Genomic DNA, 15,427 nt, shown 5'->3' on the forward strand with positions numbered 1-15,427 from the left:
CTTCTGGCTTCCATTGGCCCTGACCATAAAGGCGGTGATCGGATGACTGCTGTAACTGACCACGATGTGGATTTCGCTCGGGCCGTGGTTGCTCTGGCGCGAGAACACGGCATGACAGGAATCACGATGGAGTTTCGGCAAAACTTCGATCTCTCACAGACGACCGGTTGTTACTGCGGCAAGAAGATCAGCTGGTCTGAGGGTCGTCACGGTGCTGGCTCGACTATCAAGTTCCGCACCGAGGCGGAAGCCTCTTTTTCTGAAAAAAACGAGGTGACGCCATGATCGCCCTCGCCTGGTTCGCCTACGTGTACTGCTACAAGGGGCCGCGGTGATGAACGAACAGAACACCAAAGAGTTTTACTCGGCTGATCAGGCCGCTCAGCATGCCGCCGACTGGTGCAAGCGCAATCCCGCATGGCGCCGGATCTGTGATATCCCGGATATCTCCTTGTTCGAAAAAACCTACGATGAGATTCCAAAACGCGAGCGCGCCTACTGGGACAAGAACGGCGGCGAAGAATGCTGGCGAGAATTCGGCACCGGAGGAACCAAGGTGCCAACTGGTTTCATCTCCGGCAAGGGTGAGTTTTTCGACCATGTGCTCAAGGTGCCGCTCCATCACAACCTGATGACGGTATATCGCGTTGGCAGGCGCTGGAAGCCATGAACCGCATGGTCAGCGTCCGCACCGAGGAACTGGCCGGCCCTGCGCTGGACTGGGCAATCAACGCGATTGAGGGTGACCAGCAGCCCGCCGCAGGCCAGCGGGATCTCTTCGCCCTGCCCGACGCCGAGCAACTGATCACGAAGTACGGCGTCTGGGTCGATGTCGGTAACCGGCACCCGTGGCTGGCCGACGCGACGAACGATCCGTTCAACCGCCAGATCGGCGAAACCCGAACCATCGCCGTGTTCCGCGCCGTGGTCTTCGCCAAGCGCGGCGACACGGTGAAGGTCCCCGCCGAACTCATCCAGCAGTAACCCCTCCCCCTACTCAACAGCCTGCCGGTGTACGGCGGGCAACGGAGGCTTTCGCCCATGAAAACGCGAGAACTTACCCACGCTCGCCTGCTCGAAAAGCTGCACTACGACCCTGAAACAGGGAAATTCACCAGGCGACCGCCAAATCACAAGCGGCGCATCGGGCAGTTCGACAAGAACGGCTATGTGACCATCGCCGTCGACCGAGTCAAGCATCAAGCGCACCGCCTGGCGTGGCTGTACATGACGGGCGAGCATCCAGATGAAGACCTGCATGTCGATCACATCAACCGCATTCGCGACGACAACAGGTGGGTCAACCTTCGCCAAGCCACGCCGGCCGATAACTGCAACAACCGCGAGTACGGCGGCGGTGGTAACAGCGCCGGGCGCGGAGCAAGCGGAATTCACGGCGTGTACTGGGACGGCCGGAAAGAACGCTGGCACGTCCAAATGCAGTGTCGCGGGAAGTACTTCTACGGCGGCTACCACTCGAACCTCGAAAGCGCTCGGGCAGATGCGGATGCTGTCAGGGCGAAACTGACCGCCTACATCGCATCAACCAAATCAGTCGCGTAACCACCACCTTCTGCCGCCCCGCGCGGCACCGCCCACCCGGGCAAGGAAGTGCGCCATGACCATCACGAAGATCATCAAGGGCCCGCACCGCTTCGGCGGCTTCTGGTGGGTCATCGCTGACTGCAACGGCACCAAACAGCACATGTCCTTCCGCACCGAACAACAGGCTCGCGCCATCGCCCCAGGGCAGGACAGCGTGACCCTTCATTAAAACCTTCTGCCGCCGCCGGCGGCGTGGAGAATCCCATGGAAACCGAAATCCTCTCCGATGAGGAGCTGGCCGAACTGACCGGCTACAAGGCCAGGGCCTACCAACGCCGCTGGCTGATTGACCGCCAGTGGGTGTTTATCGAAAGCCGGGGCAAGCGCCCGCTGGTGGGCCGCATGTACGCCCGCATGAAGCTGGGCATGATCAGCCCTACCATTGCCGACCCGAACCCACCGCCGGCCGCGCCGGCATGGACGCCAGACTTTTCGCGAGTGAACTGATATGCGCCCCCGCAAGACCGAGCACCACCACCTGCCCCCACGGATGTACAAACGATCCCGCAAACGCAAGAACGGCACCACCTGGACGGCCTACTACTATCGCGACCTGCTCGGCAAAGACATTCCGCTGGGCAAGGATCTCGACAAAGCCCGGTTGAAATGGGCCGAACTGGAGGCCAAGGAGAAGCCGCTCGACCTGCGCACAATGAAAGGCATCTTCGATCGGTACATCCGCGACGTGGTGCCGAAGAAGGCGCCCCGCACACAGAAGGACAACCTGGCAGAGATCAAGCAGTTGCGGCCGATGTTCGACAGCGCGCCGATTGACTCGATCACGCCGGCAACGATTGCCGGATATCGAGATGCACGATCGGCAAAGGTTCGGGCGAACCGCGAGATCGCTACCCTCTCCCATATTTTCAACATTGCCCGGGAGTGGGGCCTGACGACAAAGGAAAACCCCTGCCAGGGTGTGCGCAAGAACAAGGAAACGCCTAGGGACTATTACGCGAATGATGTGGTTTGGGGGGCGGTGTACAAGAAGGCAGCTCAGGAGCTGAAAGAAGCGATGGACCTGGCATACCTGACAGGCCAGAGGCCGGCAGACGTGCTGGTCATGAGGAAGGATGACGTTGAAGGCGGGTATCTGACCGTTCAGCAAAACAAGACTCAAAAGAAGCTTCGAATCCAGATCACGTCCGGCGGGGAATTAAACAGTTTGGGCAAGCTGATCGCGGCAATCACAGAGCGAAATTCCCAGCACCTTTCGAGTTACCTGATCATCAACCGGAGCGGTAAACGGATGACGGCCACGATGCTCAGGAAGCGCTGGGACGCGGCTCGGGAAAAAGCAAAAATGGAAGCGCTTGAGAAAGGTGACGAGCTGCTCGCCAGCCGGATCGTGGAATTCCAGTTCCGCGACATTCGCCCCAAGGCCGCGTCGGAGATCAGCGATGTCGGCGACGCAAGCCTGTTGCTCGGGCACACGAAAGGGGACATCACCGAGCGGGTTTACCGTCGCGTCGGGGCGATCGCGAAACCATCAAAATAGTCCGAAAATCGGCTCCATAGCTCAAAGCAAGCCCCTTTTAGAATTCGGTCTGTTCCTCTGATAAGTATCGGCGGCGGACTCACGCGACTCCCGGTGATCCCCCCCGCCATTCAAAAATGGACTAATAAAAAATAATAAAATTGGATCTACACCCCGCCGAGCATAGCCTTTAGAGTCAACAAAATAAGCTCTTTCAAAAGCTTAGCTTGTCTATTTACCCAATCTTGAGGAGTTCAAATGTCTCGCGAAAATTGGTTCGAAGTATCTCCTGGTGCAGCAAAAGCAATGACCGGTTTGCATCATTACGTCACCACGGGTACTGACCTGCCGCCTTCAATAATTCACTTGGTGTTTCTTCGGGTATCACAGCTCAACGGCTGCGCTTATTGCATAGATTTGCACTCTCGCGATCTAATCAAAGAGTACATGTCGGTAGATAAAGTCCTTATGGTTCCAGTCTGGCACGAAGCAGCATATTTATTTTCCGATCAGGAGCGTGCTGCGCTGGCTTGGGCTGAAGAAGTGACTCGGGTTGGAGAAACTCACGTATCCGACGACGCATATGCGGCTGCCTCCGCCGTATTTGCGGCTAAAGATCTAGTCGATTTGACCGCGACAATTGCCGCCATGAATGCATTCAACCGTATGGGTGTCACTTTCAGGCTGAAGCCATCTGCGAAGGCTTAATCACTCTTCAGACAATCCCGATTGCCTGGTGAGACAAGTTTGCTGCTGTTTCATGCCAAAGTCGACATCATTGGCCGGCCTTACCGTCGGATCGATGCCATAACCAAACCATCGAAATAGCCAAAAAATCCGTTCCATAACTCGAGGCAGGCCCCTTGTAGAATGCGGTCTGTAGCGATGCTAAAAAGTGAAAGTAATGGGACGGAAAATCGCTACAAGCCGCAGTCTGATTACGTCGCTATATCGGTCTTGAAAACCGTCGACTGTAACAGGTCCATGAGTTCGAATCCCATCGCCTCCGCCATCTTATGTACGACAAAGCCCTGATTATTCAGGGCTTTGTCGTTTCTGGCATCCGGGAATTTTACTCCTCTCCCTCAGGATGGTTTGCGCATCTTTTCGGTCATTTCCGCCCCCCTGCTCTTCCGACACGGCTGCGCGCGCCCCCAAAAAAATTTAGTTGTCTCCACCTCGCAACTGAGGGAGGCAGCTGTCTTCAACATGCGGTTTTCAGTCAAAAGCCGACAGTCCCAAAATCAAGCGTTCTAACGTCCGAAACCTGACGATTGTGTTCGGAATGTAGAAAAGTCTTTCCCTGATTCGCTCCTGTTTCCACAAATCCCTCGAGCCTAAAGTTCGTCCTGCCAGCAAGATCACACTTACTTCAGGGAATCTCATCATGAAAACTGCAATGATCATCGTCGCACTCTTGGGCTTCAGCTCTGTGGTAGCGGCACAGGACGGTACTGCCAAGAATCAACAGGTCGAGCAATATGGCTACGGCACCCACCTTGATGTCGCCAAGGTCATCTCTGAAGATCCGGTGCCGGATATTTGCGCAGTCGTGCCGACGCACATGACCTACCAGGATTCACAAGGCAAACAACACGTACTGGCCTATAAGGTCATGGGCCGTTGCAGCCAGGGCTAAGTAACCTGTTCGCCGATCATTGCGCCTCGGGAAGTTGCTTCATCGAGGCGCAAATACCTTTCTGCCCCGCAGCGTTTCAACCGATAAGTGCTTTGGCCGTGGCTGCCAGCTGACTGCCAACCTGATCTTTCAACGTTTCGATGAAACGCGTGATTTTTGCATCGACGAACTGTCGCGAGGTATAGACGGCATACACGTTACGCTCGTAGGTATGGTAGTCAGGCAAAACCCGCACCAGCTTGCCGGAGCGCAGATCGTCGATGGCCGTGAACCCGGCCAGCAAGCCAATCCCGGCACCCTCTCGAATGGCAAGCGCCATCGCATCCATATCGTTGACGCTGAAACTCGGCCCTGTCGGGATAAATGTCGCGTCCCCCGCCTTGCTTTTGAGCTGCCACTCATCCCGCGCATAGTCCACCGTACCCAGCAGCAAACACTGGTGATCACGCAGATCTTCAGGCGTCTCCAGAGGCGCATGCCGGGCCAGGTAGTCTGGCGACGCCACCAGAACACAATGGCTGACACCGATCTTTTGGCTGACGTATGCGGAATCGGGTAGCGCTCGGGCGATCAGAATCGAGACATCCAGTTGGTCTTCCAACAGGTTAGGCATGCGTTGTGAAAGCAGTAAATCCACAGACACCTCCGGGAATTGCTGGCGGTAATCCAGCACGGCCCGCGTGACCAGATGCCGAGCCAACCCGGGGACGCAATGCACCCGCAGTGTTCCACGAGGCTCCAGCGCCGCATTGCTGGCTTCGGCTTCGGCACTCTCCAGATCAGCCAGAATTTTCGTGCAGCGCTCATAGAACCGTCGCCCCGCATCGGTGACCGACAGGCGCCGCGTCGAGCGCTGCAACAGACGTGCGTCGAGCACGTTTTCAAGCGCCGATACAGCACGCGATACGTTACCGACCGTGGAGTCCAGATGATTGGCCACGGCCGTGAAACTGCCCATCTCGACAACCTTTATGTACACCGACATGTTCGAAAGCTTATCCATCGCGACCTTCCTGTGGATCTGGCGCACACCCGTGATAACCGCTTTTTTCAGGATGCTACACGGTCGGCCCGCAGCCCGATATTACCTCTGCAGACAACAATGATTCCCTTCGGCCCGACTAAATCAACGGGCCCTCCTTCCATAGACTTGGTTGCACAAGCTTCCTGATCAGGCTCTGCGGCACAGCCCATCAGGCACCGAGCTTCATACGAATCTCACAACCAACTGAAGGCTACATCATGAAGACTTCCTACGATCCGCTTTATCTTTTCATCGGTGGTGAATGGCTCAACGCCGAAGGGCGCGAGACTGCCGCCGTGGTTAACCCGGCAACCGGCCGGGAAATCGGACGCGTCCCACTCTCCACCGCAGACGACCTTGATCACGCCCTGGCAGTGACTCGCCTGAGCTTCGAGCAATGGCGCCAGACCGTGCCCGACAAACGCGCAAAAATTCTCAAACGTGCCGCCGACCTGATCCTCGAACGTGCACCGCAGATTGCTGCGCAGATGACCCTGGAGGAAGGCAAACCGCTGGGTGAAAGCCTGGATGAAGTGACCCGCGCGGCGGAGTATTTCGAATGGTTCGCCGAAAGTGCCCGGCGAATCGACGGCCGTGTGGTCCCGGCCAATCGACCAGGCGTGCTGCAACTGGTCAAACGCCAGGCCATCGGCCCGGTGGCCGCATTCACGCCCTGGAATTTCCCGGCCATCACCCCGGCACGCAAACTCGCGGCAGCGCTGGCTGCGGGTTGCAGCGTCATTCTCAAGCCAGGTGAAGAAAGCCCCTCCACAGCGCTGGCCCTGGCGCGTGCACTCGACGATGCAGGATTGCCCAAGGGTGTGCTGCAAGTGGTCTTTGGCGTACCGGATCAAGTGTCCAGCCATCTGATCGCCTCGCCGATCATTCGCAAAGTGACGTTCACCGGTTCGGTGCCCATCGGGCGCCTGCTCTCTGCACGAGCGGCTGAAGGCGTGAAGCCCATCACCCTCGAACTGGGTGGGCACGGACCGGTTCTGGTATTCGAAGACGCCGACATTGAAAAAGCCGCCATTGAAGGTGTCGCCAATCGGTTTCGCGGGACCGGGCAAGTGTGCATTTCATCCACTCGGTTTCTGATCCAGCGTGGTGCCTATCAAGCCTTCGTTGATCACTTTGTCGCTGCGACCCAGGCCCTGCGGATCGGCGACGGCTTGCATCCTGACACCCAGGTCGGACCGTTGGCCAACCCGAGGCAATTGGCAAAGATGGAAGAACTGGTCGCCGACGCCGTCGAAAAAGGTGCGCGGGTATTGGTCGGTGGTGAAGCCTTGTCAGGCGAAGGCTACTTCTTCCAACCCACGGTTCTGGCGGATGTGCCGATGGATGCCCGTGTGATGCACGAAGAGCCTTTCGGCCCTATCGCCGTGCTGATGCCGTTCGATGAACTGGCTGATGGCTTGAGAGAAGCCAACCGCCTGCCCTACGGCCTCTCTGCCTACGCGTTCACCTCCAGCGCTCGCACGGCCATTGACGTCGCGGACGGATTGGAGGCCGGGATGATCGGGATCAACCAATACCGCATCGTCGCTACCGAGCTCCCCTTCGGCGGGATGAAAGAGAGCGGTCACGGCTCCGAAGGTGGCATTGAAGGTATCGAGCACTATCTCACCCACAAATTCATCAGCCAGGTTTAAGGAGCTCGCCCATGTCCAGGATCAACTTCAACAGTCCTCGCGAAGCCGCGCGCGCGTTCACGCCAAAGCTGGCGCAATTCGTCGACTCGACGCTTTATCCGCAAATCTGGAGCGATCCGGCGCTGTCCCCGCGCGACCGTAGCCTGATCACCGTGGCGGCATTGATTGCCGCTGGTCACTCGGAAGAGTTGCCTGCCCACTTACGCCGCGCGGCTGGCAACGGTGTGACCCAGGACGAAATGGCGGCAGCGATCACCCACCTGGCTTTTTACGTGGGGTTCCCCGGCGCGATCACCGCATCGGCGATCGCCAACGCCACGTTCAGCGCAAAGGAGAACAACTGAATGAAAGCCATCGACATCAGAGCGTTTGGTGCGCCAGACGTCCTCGAACTCGTAGAAGTTGCCAGCCCTGAAGTCCGTCCTGACGACCTTCTGGTACGTGTCTATGCCGCTGGGGTGAACCGTGCGGACCTGACTCACCGGACCGGTGGGTACGGCCGTCCGAATTTCGGCGACTCGCTGATCATCGGCCTGGAAATCGCCGGCGAAGTGATCGGCAAAGGGAGCGCGGTAACAGGATTCGAGGTGGGAGATCGAATCATGGGCGTGGTTGGAGGCGGTGCCTACGCCGAACTGGCACGCATCGATTACCGCATGGCCATGCACATCCCCGCGCAGCTTGACTATGTACACGCGGCAGCCATTCCCGAGGTATTCGTCACCGCCCATGAAGCGATGATGCATCTGGCTCGGCTCAAGGCTGGCGATTCAGTGTTGATTCATGCGGCCGCCGGCGGCGTCGGGTCTGCCGCGGTGCAGTTGGCTTACGCCACGGGTGCCACGGTGTATGCGACGACCGACGGCAGCAAGTTGGCGCGTGTCGAGCATTTGGGCGCTGACGTGGCGATCGACTACAAGACGCAGGATTTCGCTGACGTAATCGCCGCCAAAACCCAGGGGCGCGGCGTCGATGTCATCATCGACTTTATCGGGGCGCCCTACTTCGCACGCAACATCGCGTCCCTTGCAAAGGGCGGTCGCCTGGTTCAGGTGGGCATCCTCGGCGCAGGCGGCAACGTGACCGTAGCGCTGGAGGACATTCTTTACCGCCATTTGCAAATCATCGGCACGGTGATGAAGTCGCGCACGCAACCGGAGAAGCACGACATGATCAAGCGCTTCCGCGAGCACTGGCTTGATCGCTTTGAGGGGGCCGGAAGCCTTGAGCCTGTCGTCGATAGCACCTTTGCGTTATCACGGGCTGCCGATGCTCACCGCCGAATGGAGTCTTCCGAGAACGTCGGGAAAATCATTCTGACGATGCAGCCTGAAGACTTTCTTTGAGTCTGGCCAGATTGGGATGGAACTGAAAAAGGTGCCTTTCGTGGGCACCTTCAACGGGTGTGGGGAACACTCTTTGCAAAGCTACCGCCGCGGTTTGAGATGCTCAATCCCATTACCTGGCGCCTATCACCGATGATCTTCGGCACACGGCCGATCAAACGAGTTGCGATCCAATAGACAGTCGATGAACGCACTCAGGGCGGCTGGTCGATACTGTCTGTTCGGGTAATAGAGGAACAGCCCTGGGCGCGAGATCGACCAGTCAGCGAGAACCTGGACCAACCGCCCCTCGGCCAGGAGCTCACCCACGCCTTCTCTCTTGAAATGGTACGCAATGCCGAGCCCCTGCACGGCTGCAGCGATACCGATGTCGGGATGATTGGTGACGACGGGACCATCGACCGCCACCTCCATTGGCTGCCCTTGCTCCTGGAACTCCCAGCGATAGGGTCTGCCGTCCATCTGCAACCGCCAGTTGATGCAAGCGTGATCCTGCAACTCGGCAGGTGACCGGGGCGTGCCACGACGTGCGAGGTAGTCCGGAGATGCCACAGCGACCATGTTCAGGTCCGGGGTGAGGCGCACGGCCACCATATCGTTCTCAAGCCGACCACCTACACGGATGCCCGCGTCAAATCGGCCGCGCACGATATCGGTCAGTGCGTCGTCCACCACAATGTCGAGCAGCACATCAGGGTGGGCCTGATGGAAGCGTGCCAGGCGAGGCGCAATGAGGGTTCTGGCGGCGATCCCTGGCGTATTGATACGCAGCGTGCCGCTTATCTGCCCTGTTGCCTCACTGGCTTCGGCGACTGCAACAGCCATCTCTCGAAACAAGGGGGCGATACGGCTGTAAAGCAGCTCACCACTCGCCGTGGGAGCAACGCTGCGAGTGGTGCGATTGAGCAGGCGTGCGCCAAGGCGAGCTTCGAGATGCCGAATGGTCTGGCTGAGTGCGGAGGGTGAGAGCCCCAGATGCTCTGCCGCGCGAGCGAAGCTCTGGCGCTCGACGATCGCCACGAAGGCTTTTAGCTCAGCAAATTCGGATCCGCGCATTATGCATTGTTCTCTACATGACCAATGCTGATTCTAGGCGATTCAATTAATTCTGTCCGGTACGCATCCTAGGGCTTTCACCGACCCCATGGAGCCGACAACATGCCTGCCTTGACCCTGCCCGAGCCAATCGCCGCTTACTTCGCGGCGGAACATAACCCCGAAGCCCTGGCGCATTGCTTCACGGCGCAAGCCGTCATGACGGACTTCGGTCATACCTACGCGGGTATCAATGCCATCAAGGGCCTCTTGGCCGAGGCATCACGCAAGTACAGCGCTACTACCGTTCCCCTGACCATTGAGCGAGAGGACGGATTGCAACTCGTCCGCGCCAGGGTTAGCGGCAACTTCTCCGGCAGCCAGACCGTTCTGTCGTACCGCTTTCGTCTTGAAGGCGGCCTGATCGCATCGCTGGAGGTAACAGCATGAACTTCGACCTTCAACTCGATGGCCTGCGCACCGTGGTCACCGGCGGCACTATGGGCCTTGGCGCTGCAGTCGTTCAGACTCTCGTGGAGGCAGGCGCAAGGGTGGCGACCTCGGCGCGCGACGTGTCAGTACCACCGATGGAGGGTGTCACCTATATCGGTGCAGATCTGACCACCGCAACAGGCGTTGCTCACCTCGCAAAAACGGTCCTTGAGATGTGGGGTGGTGTCGACATCGTGATCAACGTGCTCGGAGGGTCAAACACGCCGGGTGGTGGTTTTGCCGCCATCAGTGACGAGCAATGGCTGGCAGAACTGAATCTGAATCTGATGCCTGCCGTACGCCTGGACCGCGCATTACTGCCATCCATGCTGGCCCAAGGCTCAGGCGTCATCATCCATGTGAGCTCGATCCAGCGCATGATGCCTCTGTATGAGTCAACCACCGCCTACGCCGCCGCCAAGGCGGCTCTCACCACTTACAGCAAGTCTCTTGCAAAAGAAGTAATGCCCAAGGGCGTTCGTGTGCTGAGTGTCGCGCCGGGGTGGATTGAGACCGAGGCGTCCGTAAGGTTTGCCGAGCGGTTGGCTGAACAAGCGGGAACCGACTACGAAGGCGGCAAACGAATTGTCATGGAGTCGATAGGCGGAATCCCACTGGGAAGGCCGGCCAAGCCCCAAGAAGTTGCGGACTTGATCGTCTTCCTTGCATCCTCCCGGGCTGCATCGATCTCTGGATCCGAACACCGTATCGACGGCGGTACGATCTCAACGCTGTAATCGATAACCGCAATCAAGGAGCGGCGGCGAGCTCACAGGACTTGCCGCCTCCCTGCCTCTCTCGGGATGTTCCCGGCGCCAATCGCTACACCGGTTTGACTGTTGCAGTCGGCGCCCTGGCGTCGGGACCGATCTTGAACCAGATCGAGTACATCGCGGGCAGGAACACCAGCGTCATGACGGTGCCGACGAGTGTGCCGCCAATCAGGGTATAGGCCAGCGTCCCCCAGAACACCGAGTGTGTCAGGGGAATGAACGCCAGGATCGCCGCCAGGGCTGTCAACAGTACCGGTCGCGCACGTTGCACCGTGGCTTCGACGACAGCGTGAAACGGATCCAGCCCTTCTTGCGCGTTGTGATGAATCTGACCGATCAAAATCAGCGTATTGCGCATCAGGATCCCCGACAGTGCAATCAATCCGACCAACGCATTGATGCCAAACGGCTGATTGAAGATCAGCAGTGTCGGCACCACGCCAATCAAGCCTAACGGCGAGGTCAGGAACACCATGATCATCGCCGAGATCGAACGGACCTGCACAATGATGATGACCAGGGTCATGGCGATCATGATCGGCAACAACGGCAGGATCGCCTTGCCGGCCTTGCCGGACTCTTCGATCGCACCCGCCTGCTCGATCCGGTAACCGGAAGGCAGTTTCTCGATGATCGGCTGCAGTTGCTTCAGCAGCGCACTGGAAACGTCCGGTGGCTGCAAGTCTTCGGCAATGTCGCCGCGCACGGTGATGGTCGGGGTGCGATCACGCCGGCGCAGGATCGGATCCTCCATGCGCACATCGACCTCGCCTATCTGCGACAGCGGGACCCGCTGCCCCGACGCACCGACCAGGGTGAAGCCTTCGATTTGCTGTGGATCGAGCCGGATATCGCCCGCTGCCCGCCCCATGACCTGCACTGAACGAATATCCTCACGCACCGCCGTGATCGGTACTCCGCTGAGCAGGAACTGCAACTGCTGTGCAACCGCAGTCGATGTCAGCCCCACAGCCTGCAGACGGTCCTGATCCAAATTGAAATGCAACGACGGAGTCAGCGGCCCCCAATCAGTGTTCACGGTTCTCATCATCGGGCTGTCCTGCATCACGCCCCGCACCTGCTCGGCGATCACCCGCAACTTGGCCGGATCAGGCCCCATCACCCGGTAGGCCACCGGAAACGGCGAGTAAGGACCAAACACGATTTGCGTTGCCCTGAGACGCGCCTCCGGGGCGAGCCCTTGAGCGACCGCGTCACGAAAACGCAACTTGAGGGTTTCCCGCGCTTCCTGACTGTCGGTCAGCACTACGATCTTGGCGAACGACGGATCGGGCAGTTCCGGCGCCATCGCCAGGAAGAAACGCGGCGCACCCTGGCCGATATAGGCCGTGACGATTTTCGCCTCATCCTGCTGGCGCAGCCAGGCTTCGACCTTGGCGGCCGTGGCGCTGGTCTGCTCGATGGAGGTGCCGTAGGGCATTTGCACCTCGATCATGACTTCGGGACGGTCAGAGGTCGGGAAGAACTGTTTCTTCACCAGGCCCATGCCTGCCGCCGCCACGAAGAACAGCGTAATAACCATGCCCGCGACCAGCCATTTGCGCGCAATGACCCGGGTCAGAATCCGACGGAAGCGGTTGTATCGCGGCGTGTTGTAGATCGCCGCATGTCCACCCTCGACTGCCTTGATGTCCGGCAACAGTTTCACGCCCAGATAAGGAGTAAACGCCACCGCCACGACCCATGAAGCGATGAGAGCGATGCCCACAATCCAGAACATGTTGCTGGTGTATTCGCCGGCCGTGGACTGAGCGAAACCGTTGGGCAAAAAACCGATCGCCGTCACCAGGGTTCCGGACAACATCGGCGCCGCCGTGTGGCTCCAGGCATAGGCAGACGCCTTGATGCGATCGTAGCCCTCCTCCATTTTCACCACCATCATTTCAATGGCGATGATCGCGTCATCGACCAACAGCCCGAGCGCCAGAATCAACGACCCCAGGGTAATACGGTCAAAGTTTTTGCCGGTGGCCGCCATCACCACAAACACGATCGCCAGGGTCAACGGCACCGCAGCGGCGACCACCACGCCGACACGCCAGCCCATGCTCAGAAAGCAGACGAGCATGACCACCAGCAGCGCGACAAAGAACTTGACCATGAACTCGCCGACGGCGGAGTCGATATTCACTGCCTGGTCGGTGACTTTCGAGAGGGTCATACCCAAGGGCATTTCCTCATTGATCCTGACGGTCTCGGCATCCAGCGCCTTACCCAGATCAAGACCGTTCCAGCCCTCACGCATCACCACACCGAGCAACAGCGCCTCTTCGCCGTTATTGCGCACCAGGAAGGTGGCCGGGTCTTCGTAACCGCGTTCGACCGTCGCCACATCAGACAACTTGAGTGTCCGCCCCTGCACGATCACAGGGGTGTCGCGGATTTTTTGCAGCTTGTCGAACGCACCATCGAGACGCAGGAAAACCTGCGGCCCGCTGGTGTCGATTGATCCGGCCGGGGTCAGTGCGTTCTGACTGTTCAGCGCGGCGAAGATGTCCTGCGGTGACAAGCCCAGGGTCGCCAACCGGTCATGCGAAAAGGAAACAAAAATCCGTTCGGCTTGTTCGCCGATGATGTTGACCTTCTTCACCCCCGGCACATGCAACAGGCGCTGGCGCATGGACTCCGCATCGCGGACCAGCAGACGCTGCGGCTCGCCCTTGGCTTTCAGGGCGAACAGCGCAAAGGTCACGTCCGAATACTCGTCGTTGACCATCGGCCCGATGACGCCCGCCGGCAACTTGATCGCTTCATCGTCGAGTTTTTTACGCGCCTGATAGAACTCTTCCTGCACTTGCGAGGGCGGCGTGCTATCGAGCAACGAGACCATCGTGAAAGCGAGCCCTGGTCGCGTATAGGTTTCCGAGCGGTCGTACCATTTGAGTTCTTGCAGGCGTTTTTCCAGTGGCTCCGCGACCTGATCCTGCATCTCCTGTGCGGTCGCCCCCGGCCACGCCGTGATGACGGTCAACTGCTTGACCGTAAACGGAGGATCTTCGGCACGCCCCAGCTGGAAGAACGCCAGGGTGCCGGCAACGGCGATCAGGAAAATCAGAAAGACCGTGATCGAACGCTCGCGAACGGCGATGGCGGAAAGGTTGAATCGGCCCTCGCTCATGGACGACTCCCGGCAACGGTCGCCGCATCAGGCACGGGCATTCTTACTGCTTCACCTTCGCGCAACAGGTGAGCGCCCAGCGCCACAATCTGTTCGCCGACCCGGAGATCGCCAGCGACTCGGGCCGAATCGTCGCTCAACCCCAGCACCCGAACCGCTCGCCAGGTCACGGTTGGCGGGGTGCCGGCGATGATCCACACGCCAGGACCCTGACCCGCGTCGTAAAGCGCGGCAACAGGCACTTGCAACGATGCGGCAGGTGTCGAACCCTCGGCGATTCTGAGGGTGACTGTCGAACCTATCGGAGCATTGGCCAGCGCGCCTTCCAGTACATAGCGGGCCTCGAACGTACGCGTCGTGCGGTCCGCCGAATCCGAAAGCAACCTCAGTTTCGCGGTCACAGCACCCGAGGCGTCGCCATAGAGCGTGGCTTGCGCAGTGGATCCTGCTGCGGGGCGCAACGTCTCGGGCAAGTGCACGATGGCCTCGCGCTGGCCTGCCCGCGCCAGTCGAACCACCGGTTGTCCAGGGCTGACGACTTGTCCGGGTTCGGCGAGTGTTTCCACCACAACGCCGTCGGCATCGGCAACCAGCACCGCATAACCGGAAGCGTTGCGAGCTACGTCCGCTTGCGCTTCAGCGGCGCTGAGTTGGGCCTTGGCGGTATCTGCGGCGGCTTTGATCTGATCGTAGGCCGATGCGGAAATGGCGCCGGCGCTGACCAGAGTGCGATAGCGGGCTTCGTCATCGGCTGTCTGCCTGGCGCGGGCCCGTGCGGCGATGACCGACTCCTGCTGCGCGCGTGCCTGCAGCCCCAAGTCGATGGGGTCGAGCCGCATCAGCGGCTGACCGCGTTTGACGCTCTGCCCCGTGTCAACCAGACGCTCGAGCACCTTGCCCGAAACGCGAAACCCCAGGTCGCCCTGAATGCGCGCAGTCACCACTCCCGTGAAGGTGCGGGAACCGTCAACCGCAGCCTGAACGGCGGTGAACCTGACCAGAGGCGCCTGTGTGCGCGGGTCTGCAACGGATGAGGAATCACCGCACGCCGCCAGGGCGAGTGGCAACAGGCATGCGGCAATAGGGGAAATTCGAAGCCGGCGCATAGGTTCACTTACTGAAATAGGATGACCATCATATTCTCATCTTTGTGACCAATATCGTCAACAGTCACATTCCATGAGGTATTCGACGCTCCATTTTTATCATTAATGCCGTGATTGCCTTTTCAAGCCTTAATTG

The 15,427-nt window shown here is 59.2% G+C and carries 18 protein-coding genes; 14 read left to right on the forward strand and 4 right to left on the reverse strand.

Annotated features, from left to right (window positions below; translation table 11 throughout):
* Nucleotides 1–42: 42 nt before the first annotated feature.
* The 9 genes from ACTJK9_RS01370 to ACTJK9_RS01410 all read left to right on the forward strand — a co-directional run bounded on the left by ACTJK9_RS01370 (nucleotide 43) and on the right by ACTJK9_RS01410 (nucleotide 4,721).
* Entirely contained in the window at nucleotides 43–285 is a 243-nt protein-coding gene (locus ACTJK9_RS01370) for a hypothetical protein (RefSeq protein ID WP_440811493.1), read from the forward strand.
* A 49-nt stretch (nucleotides 286–334) separates the two neighbouring features.
* Nucleotides 335–670 carry a hypothetical protein gene (locus ACTJK9_RS01375; protein ID WP_440811495.1) on the forward strand — a complete coding sequence of 112 codons (336 nt, stop codon included), beginning with the start codon at nucleotides 335–337 and terminating at the stop codon, nucleotides 668–670.
* A complete protein-coding gene (locus tag ACTJK9_RS01380; RefSeq protein WP_440811498.1) occupies nucleotides 667–984 on the forward strand; it encodes a hypothetical protein in 318 nt (105 codons plus the stop codon). The genes ACTJK9_RS01375 and ACTJK9_RS01380 overlap by 4 nt, the downstream gene beginning before the upstream one ends.
* Nucleotides 985–1,041: 57 nt before the next feature.
* Nucleotides 1,042–1,563, forward strand: a complete 522-nt coding sequence (locus tag ACTJK9_RS01385; RefSeq protein WP_440811501.1) for an HNH endonuclease signature motif containing protein — start codon at nucleotides 1,042–1,044, stop codon at nucleotides 1,561–1,563.
* A gap of 55 nt (nucleotides 1,564–1,618) precedes the next feature.
* Nucleotides 1,619–1,774 (forward strand): hypothetical protein, encoded by a 156-nt coding sequence (locus ACTJK9_RS01390; RefSeq protein WP_162803818.1) that lies wholly within the window; start codon nucleotides 1,619–1,621, stop codon nucleotides 1,772–1,774.
* Between the two features lie 35 nt (nucleotides 1,775–1,809).
* Nucleotides 1,810–2,052: a DUF4224 domain-containing protein gene (locus ACTJK9_RS01395; protein ID WP_440811503.1), complete on the forward strand. Its 243-nt coding sequence runs from the start codon at nucleotides 1,810–1,812 to the stop codon at nucleotides 2,050–2,052.
* A gap of 1 nt (nucleotide 2,053) precedes the next feature.
* Nucleotides 2,054–3,103: a tyrosine-type recombinase/integrase gene (locus ACTJK9_RS01400; protein WP_440811506.1), complete on the forward strand. Its 1,050-nt coding sequence runs from the start codon at nucleotides 2,054–2,056 to the stop codon at nucleotides 3,101–3,103.
* A 237-nt stretch (nucleotides 3,104–3,340) separates the two neighbouring features.
* Nucleotides 3,341–3,790: a carboxymuconolactone decarboxylase family protein gene (locus ACTJK9_RS01405; protein WP_039772212.1), complete on the forward strand. Its 450-nt coding sequence runs from the start codon at nucleotides 3,341–3,343 to the stop codon at nucleotides 3,788–3,790.
* Between the two features lie 679 nt (nucleotides 3,791–4,469).
* The gene (locus tag ACTJK9_RS01410) at nucleotides 4,470–4,721 is read left to right on the forward strand and encodes a DUF2790 domain-containing protein (RefSeq protein ID WP_074690881.1); all 252 of its coding nucleotides are present in this window, start codon (nucleotides 4,470–4,472) and stop codon (nucleotides 4,719–4,721) included.
* Nucleotides 4,722–4,797: 76 nt separating this feature from the next.
* Here the strand turns inward: ACTJK9_RS01410 and ACTJK9_RS01415 are convergent, their stop codons facing one another.
* Nucleotides 4,798–5,724: a LysR family transcriptional regulator gene (locus tag ACTJK9_RS01415; RefSeq protein WP_085611760.1), complete on the reverse strand. Its 927-nt coding sequence runs from the start codon at nucleotides 5,722–5,724 to the stop codon at nucleotides 4,798–4,800.
* A gap of 239 nt (nucleotides 5,725–5,963) precedes the next feature.
* On the opposite strand from ACTJK9_RS01415, the gene ACTJK9_RS01420 reads away from it, so the two are divergent.
* From ACTJK9_RS01420 to ACTJK9_RS01430, 3 genes are read left to right on the forward strand one after another with little or no spacing between them, the layout of a single operon-like run.
* Nucleotides 5,964–7,400 carry an NAD-dependent succinate-semialdehyde dehydrogenase gene (locus tag ACTJK9_RS01420; RefSeq protein ID WP_440811510.1) on the forward strand — a complete coding sequence of 479 codons (1,437 nt, stop codon included), beginning with the start codon at nucleotides 5,964–5,966 and terminating at the stop codon, nucleotides 7,398–7,400.
* An 11-nt stretch (nucleotides 7,401–7,411) separates the two neighbouring features.
* Entirely contained in the window at nucleotides 7,412–7,744 is a 333-nt protein-coding gene (locus tag ACTJK9_RS01425; protein ID WP_440811512.1) for a carboxymuconolactone decarboxylase family protein, read from the forward strand.
* Nucleotides 7,745–8,746 carry an NAD(P)H-quinone oxidoreductase gene (locus ACTJK9_RS01430; protein ID WP_440811514.1) on the forward strand — a complete coding sequence of 334 codons (1,002 nt, stop codon included), beginning with the start codon at nucleotides 7,745–7,747 and terminating at the stop codon, nucleotides 8,744–8,746.
* A gap of 126 nt (nucleotides 8,747–8,872) precedes the next feature.
* Here ACTJK9_RS01430 and ACTJK9_RS01435 read toward each other — a convergent pair whose 3' ends face one another.
* Nucleotides 8,873–9,802 carry a LysR family transcriptional regulator gene (locus tag ACTJK9_RS01435; RefSeq protein WP_440811516.1) on the reverse strand — a complete coding sequence of 310 codons (930 nt, stop codon included), beginning with the start codon at nucleotides 9,800–9,802 and terminating at the stop codon, nucleotides 8,873–8,875.
* 102 nt (nucleotides 9,803–9,904) lie between these two features.
* Between ACTJK9_RS01435 and ACTJK9_RS01440 the strand changes: the two genes are divergently transcribed.
* Both ACTJK9_RS01440 and ACTJK9_RS01445 read left to right on the forward strand, forming a co-directional pair.
* On the forward strand, nucleotides 9,905–10,231 hold the full coding sequence (locus tag ACTJK9_RS01440) for a nuclear transport factor 2 family protein (protein WP_440811518.1): 327 nt from the start codon (nucleotides 9,905–9,907) through the stop codon (nucleotides 10,229–10,231).
* Complete coding sequence (locus ACTJK9_RS01445; RefSeq protein ID WP_221399567.1) at nucleotides 10,228–11,010, forward strand: SDR family oxidoreductase; 783 nt, start codon at nucleotides 10,228–10,230, stop codon at nucleotides 11,008–11,010. Before ACTJK9_RS01440 ends, ACTJK9_RS01445 begins: the two co-directional genes overlap by 4 nt.
* A gap of 85 nt (nucleotides 11,011–11,095) precedes the next feature.
* On the opposite strand, the gene ACTJK9_RS01450 is transcribed toward ACTJK9_RS01445, so the two are convergent.
* Both ACTJK9_RS01450 and ACTJK9_RS01455 read right to left on the reverse strand, forming a co-directional pair.
* Complete coding sequence (locus tag ACTJK9_RS01450) at nucleotides 11,096–14,185, reverse strand: efflux RND transporter permease subunit (protein WP_440811521.1); 3,090 nt, start codon at nucleotides 14,183–14,185, stop codon at nucleotides 11,096–11,098.
* The gene (locus tag ACTJK9_RS01455; protein WP_064596079.1) at nucleotides 14,182–15,291 is read right to left on the reverse strand and encodes an efflux RND transporter periplasmic adaptor subunit; all 1,110 of its coding nucleotides are present in this window, start codon (nucleotides 15,289–15,291) and stop codon (nucleotides 14,182–14,184) included. The genes ACTJK9_RS01450 and ACTJK9_RS01455 overlap by 4 nt, the downstream gene beginning before the upstream one ends.
* Nucleotides 15,292–15,427: the final 136 nt, after the last annotated feature.

The organism is Pseudomonas sp. 22082 (assembly GCF_052046055.1).
Taxonomy (GTDB): Bacteria; Pseudomonadota; Gammaproteobacteria; order Pseudomonadales; family Pseudomonadaceae; genus Aquipseudomonas; species Aquipseudomonas pharyngis.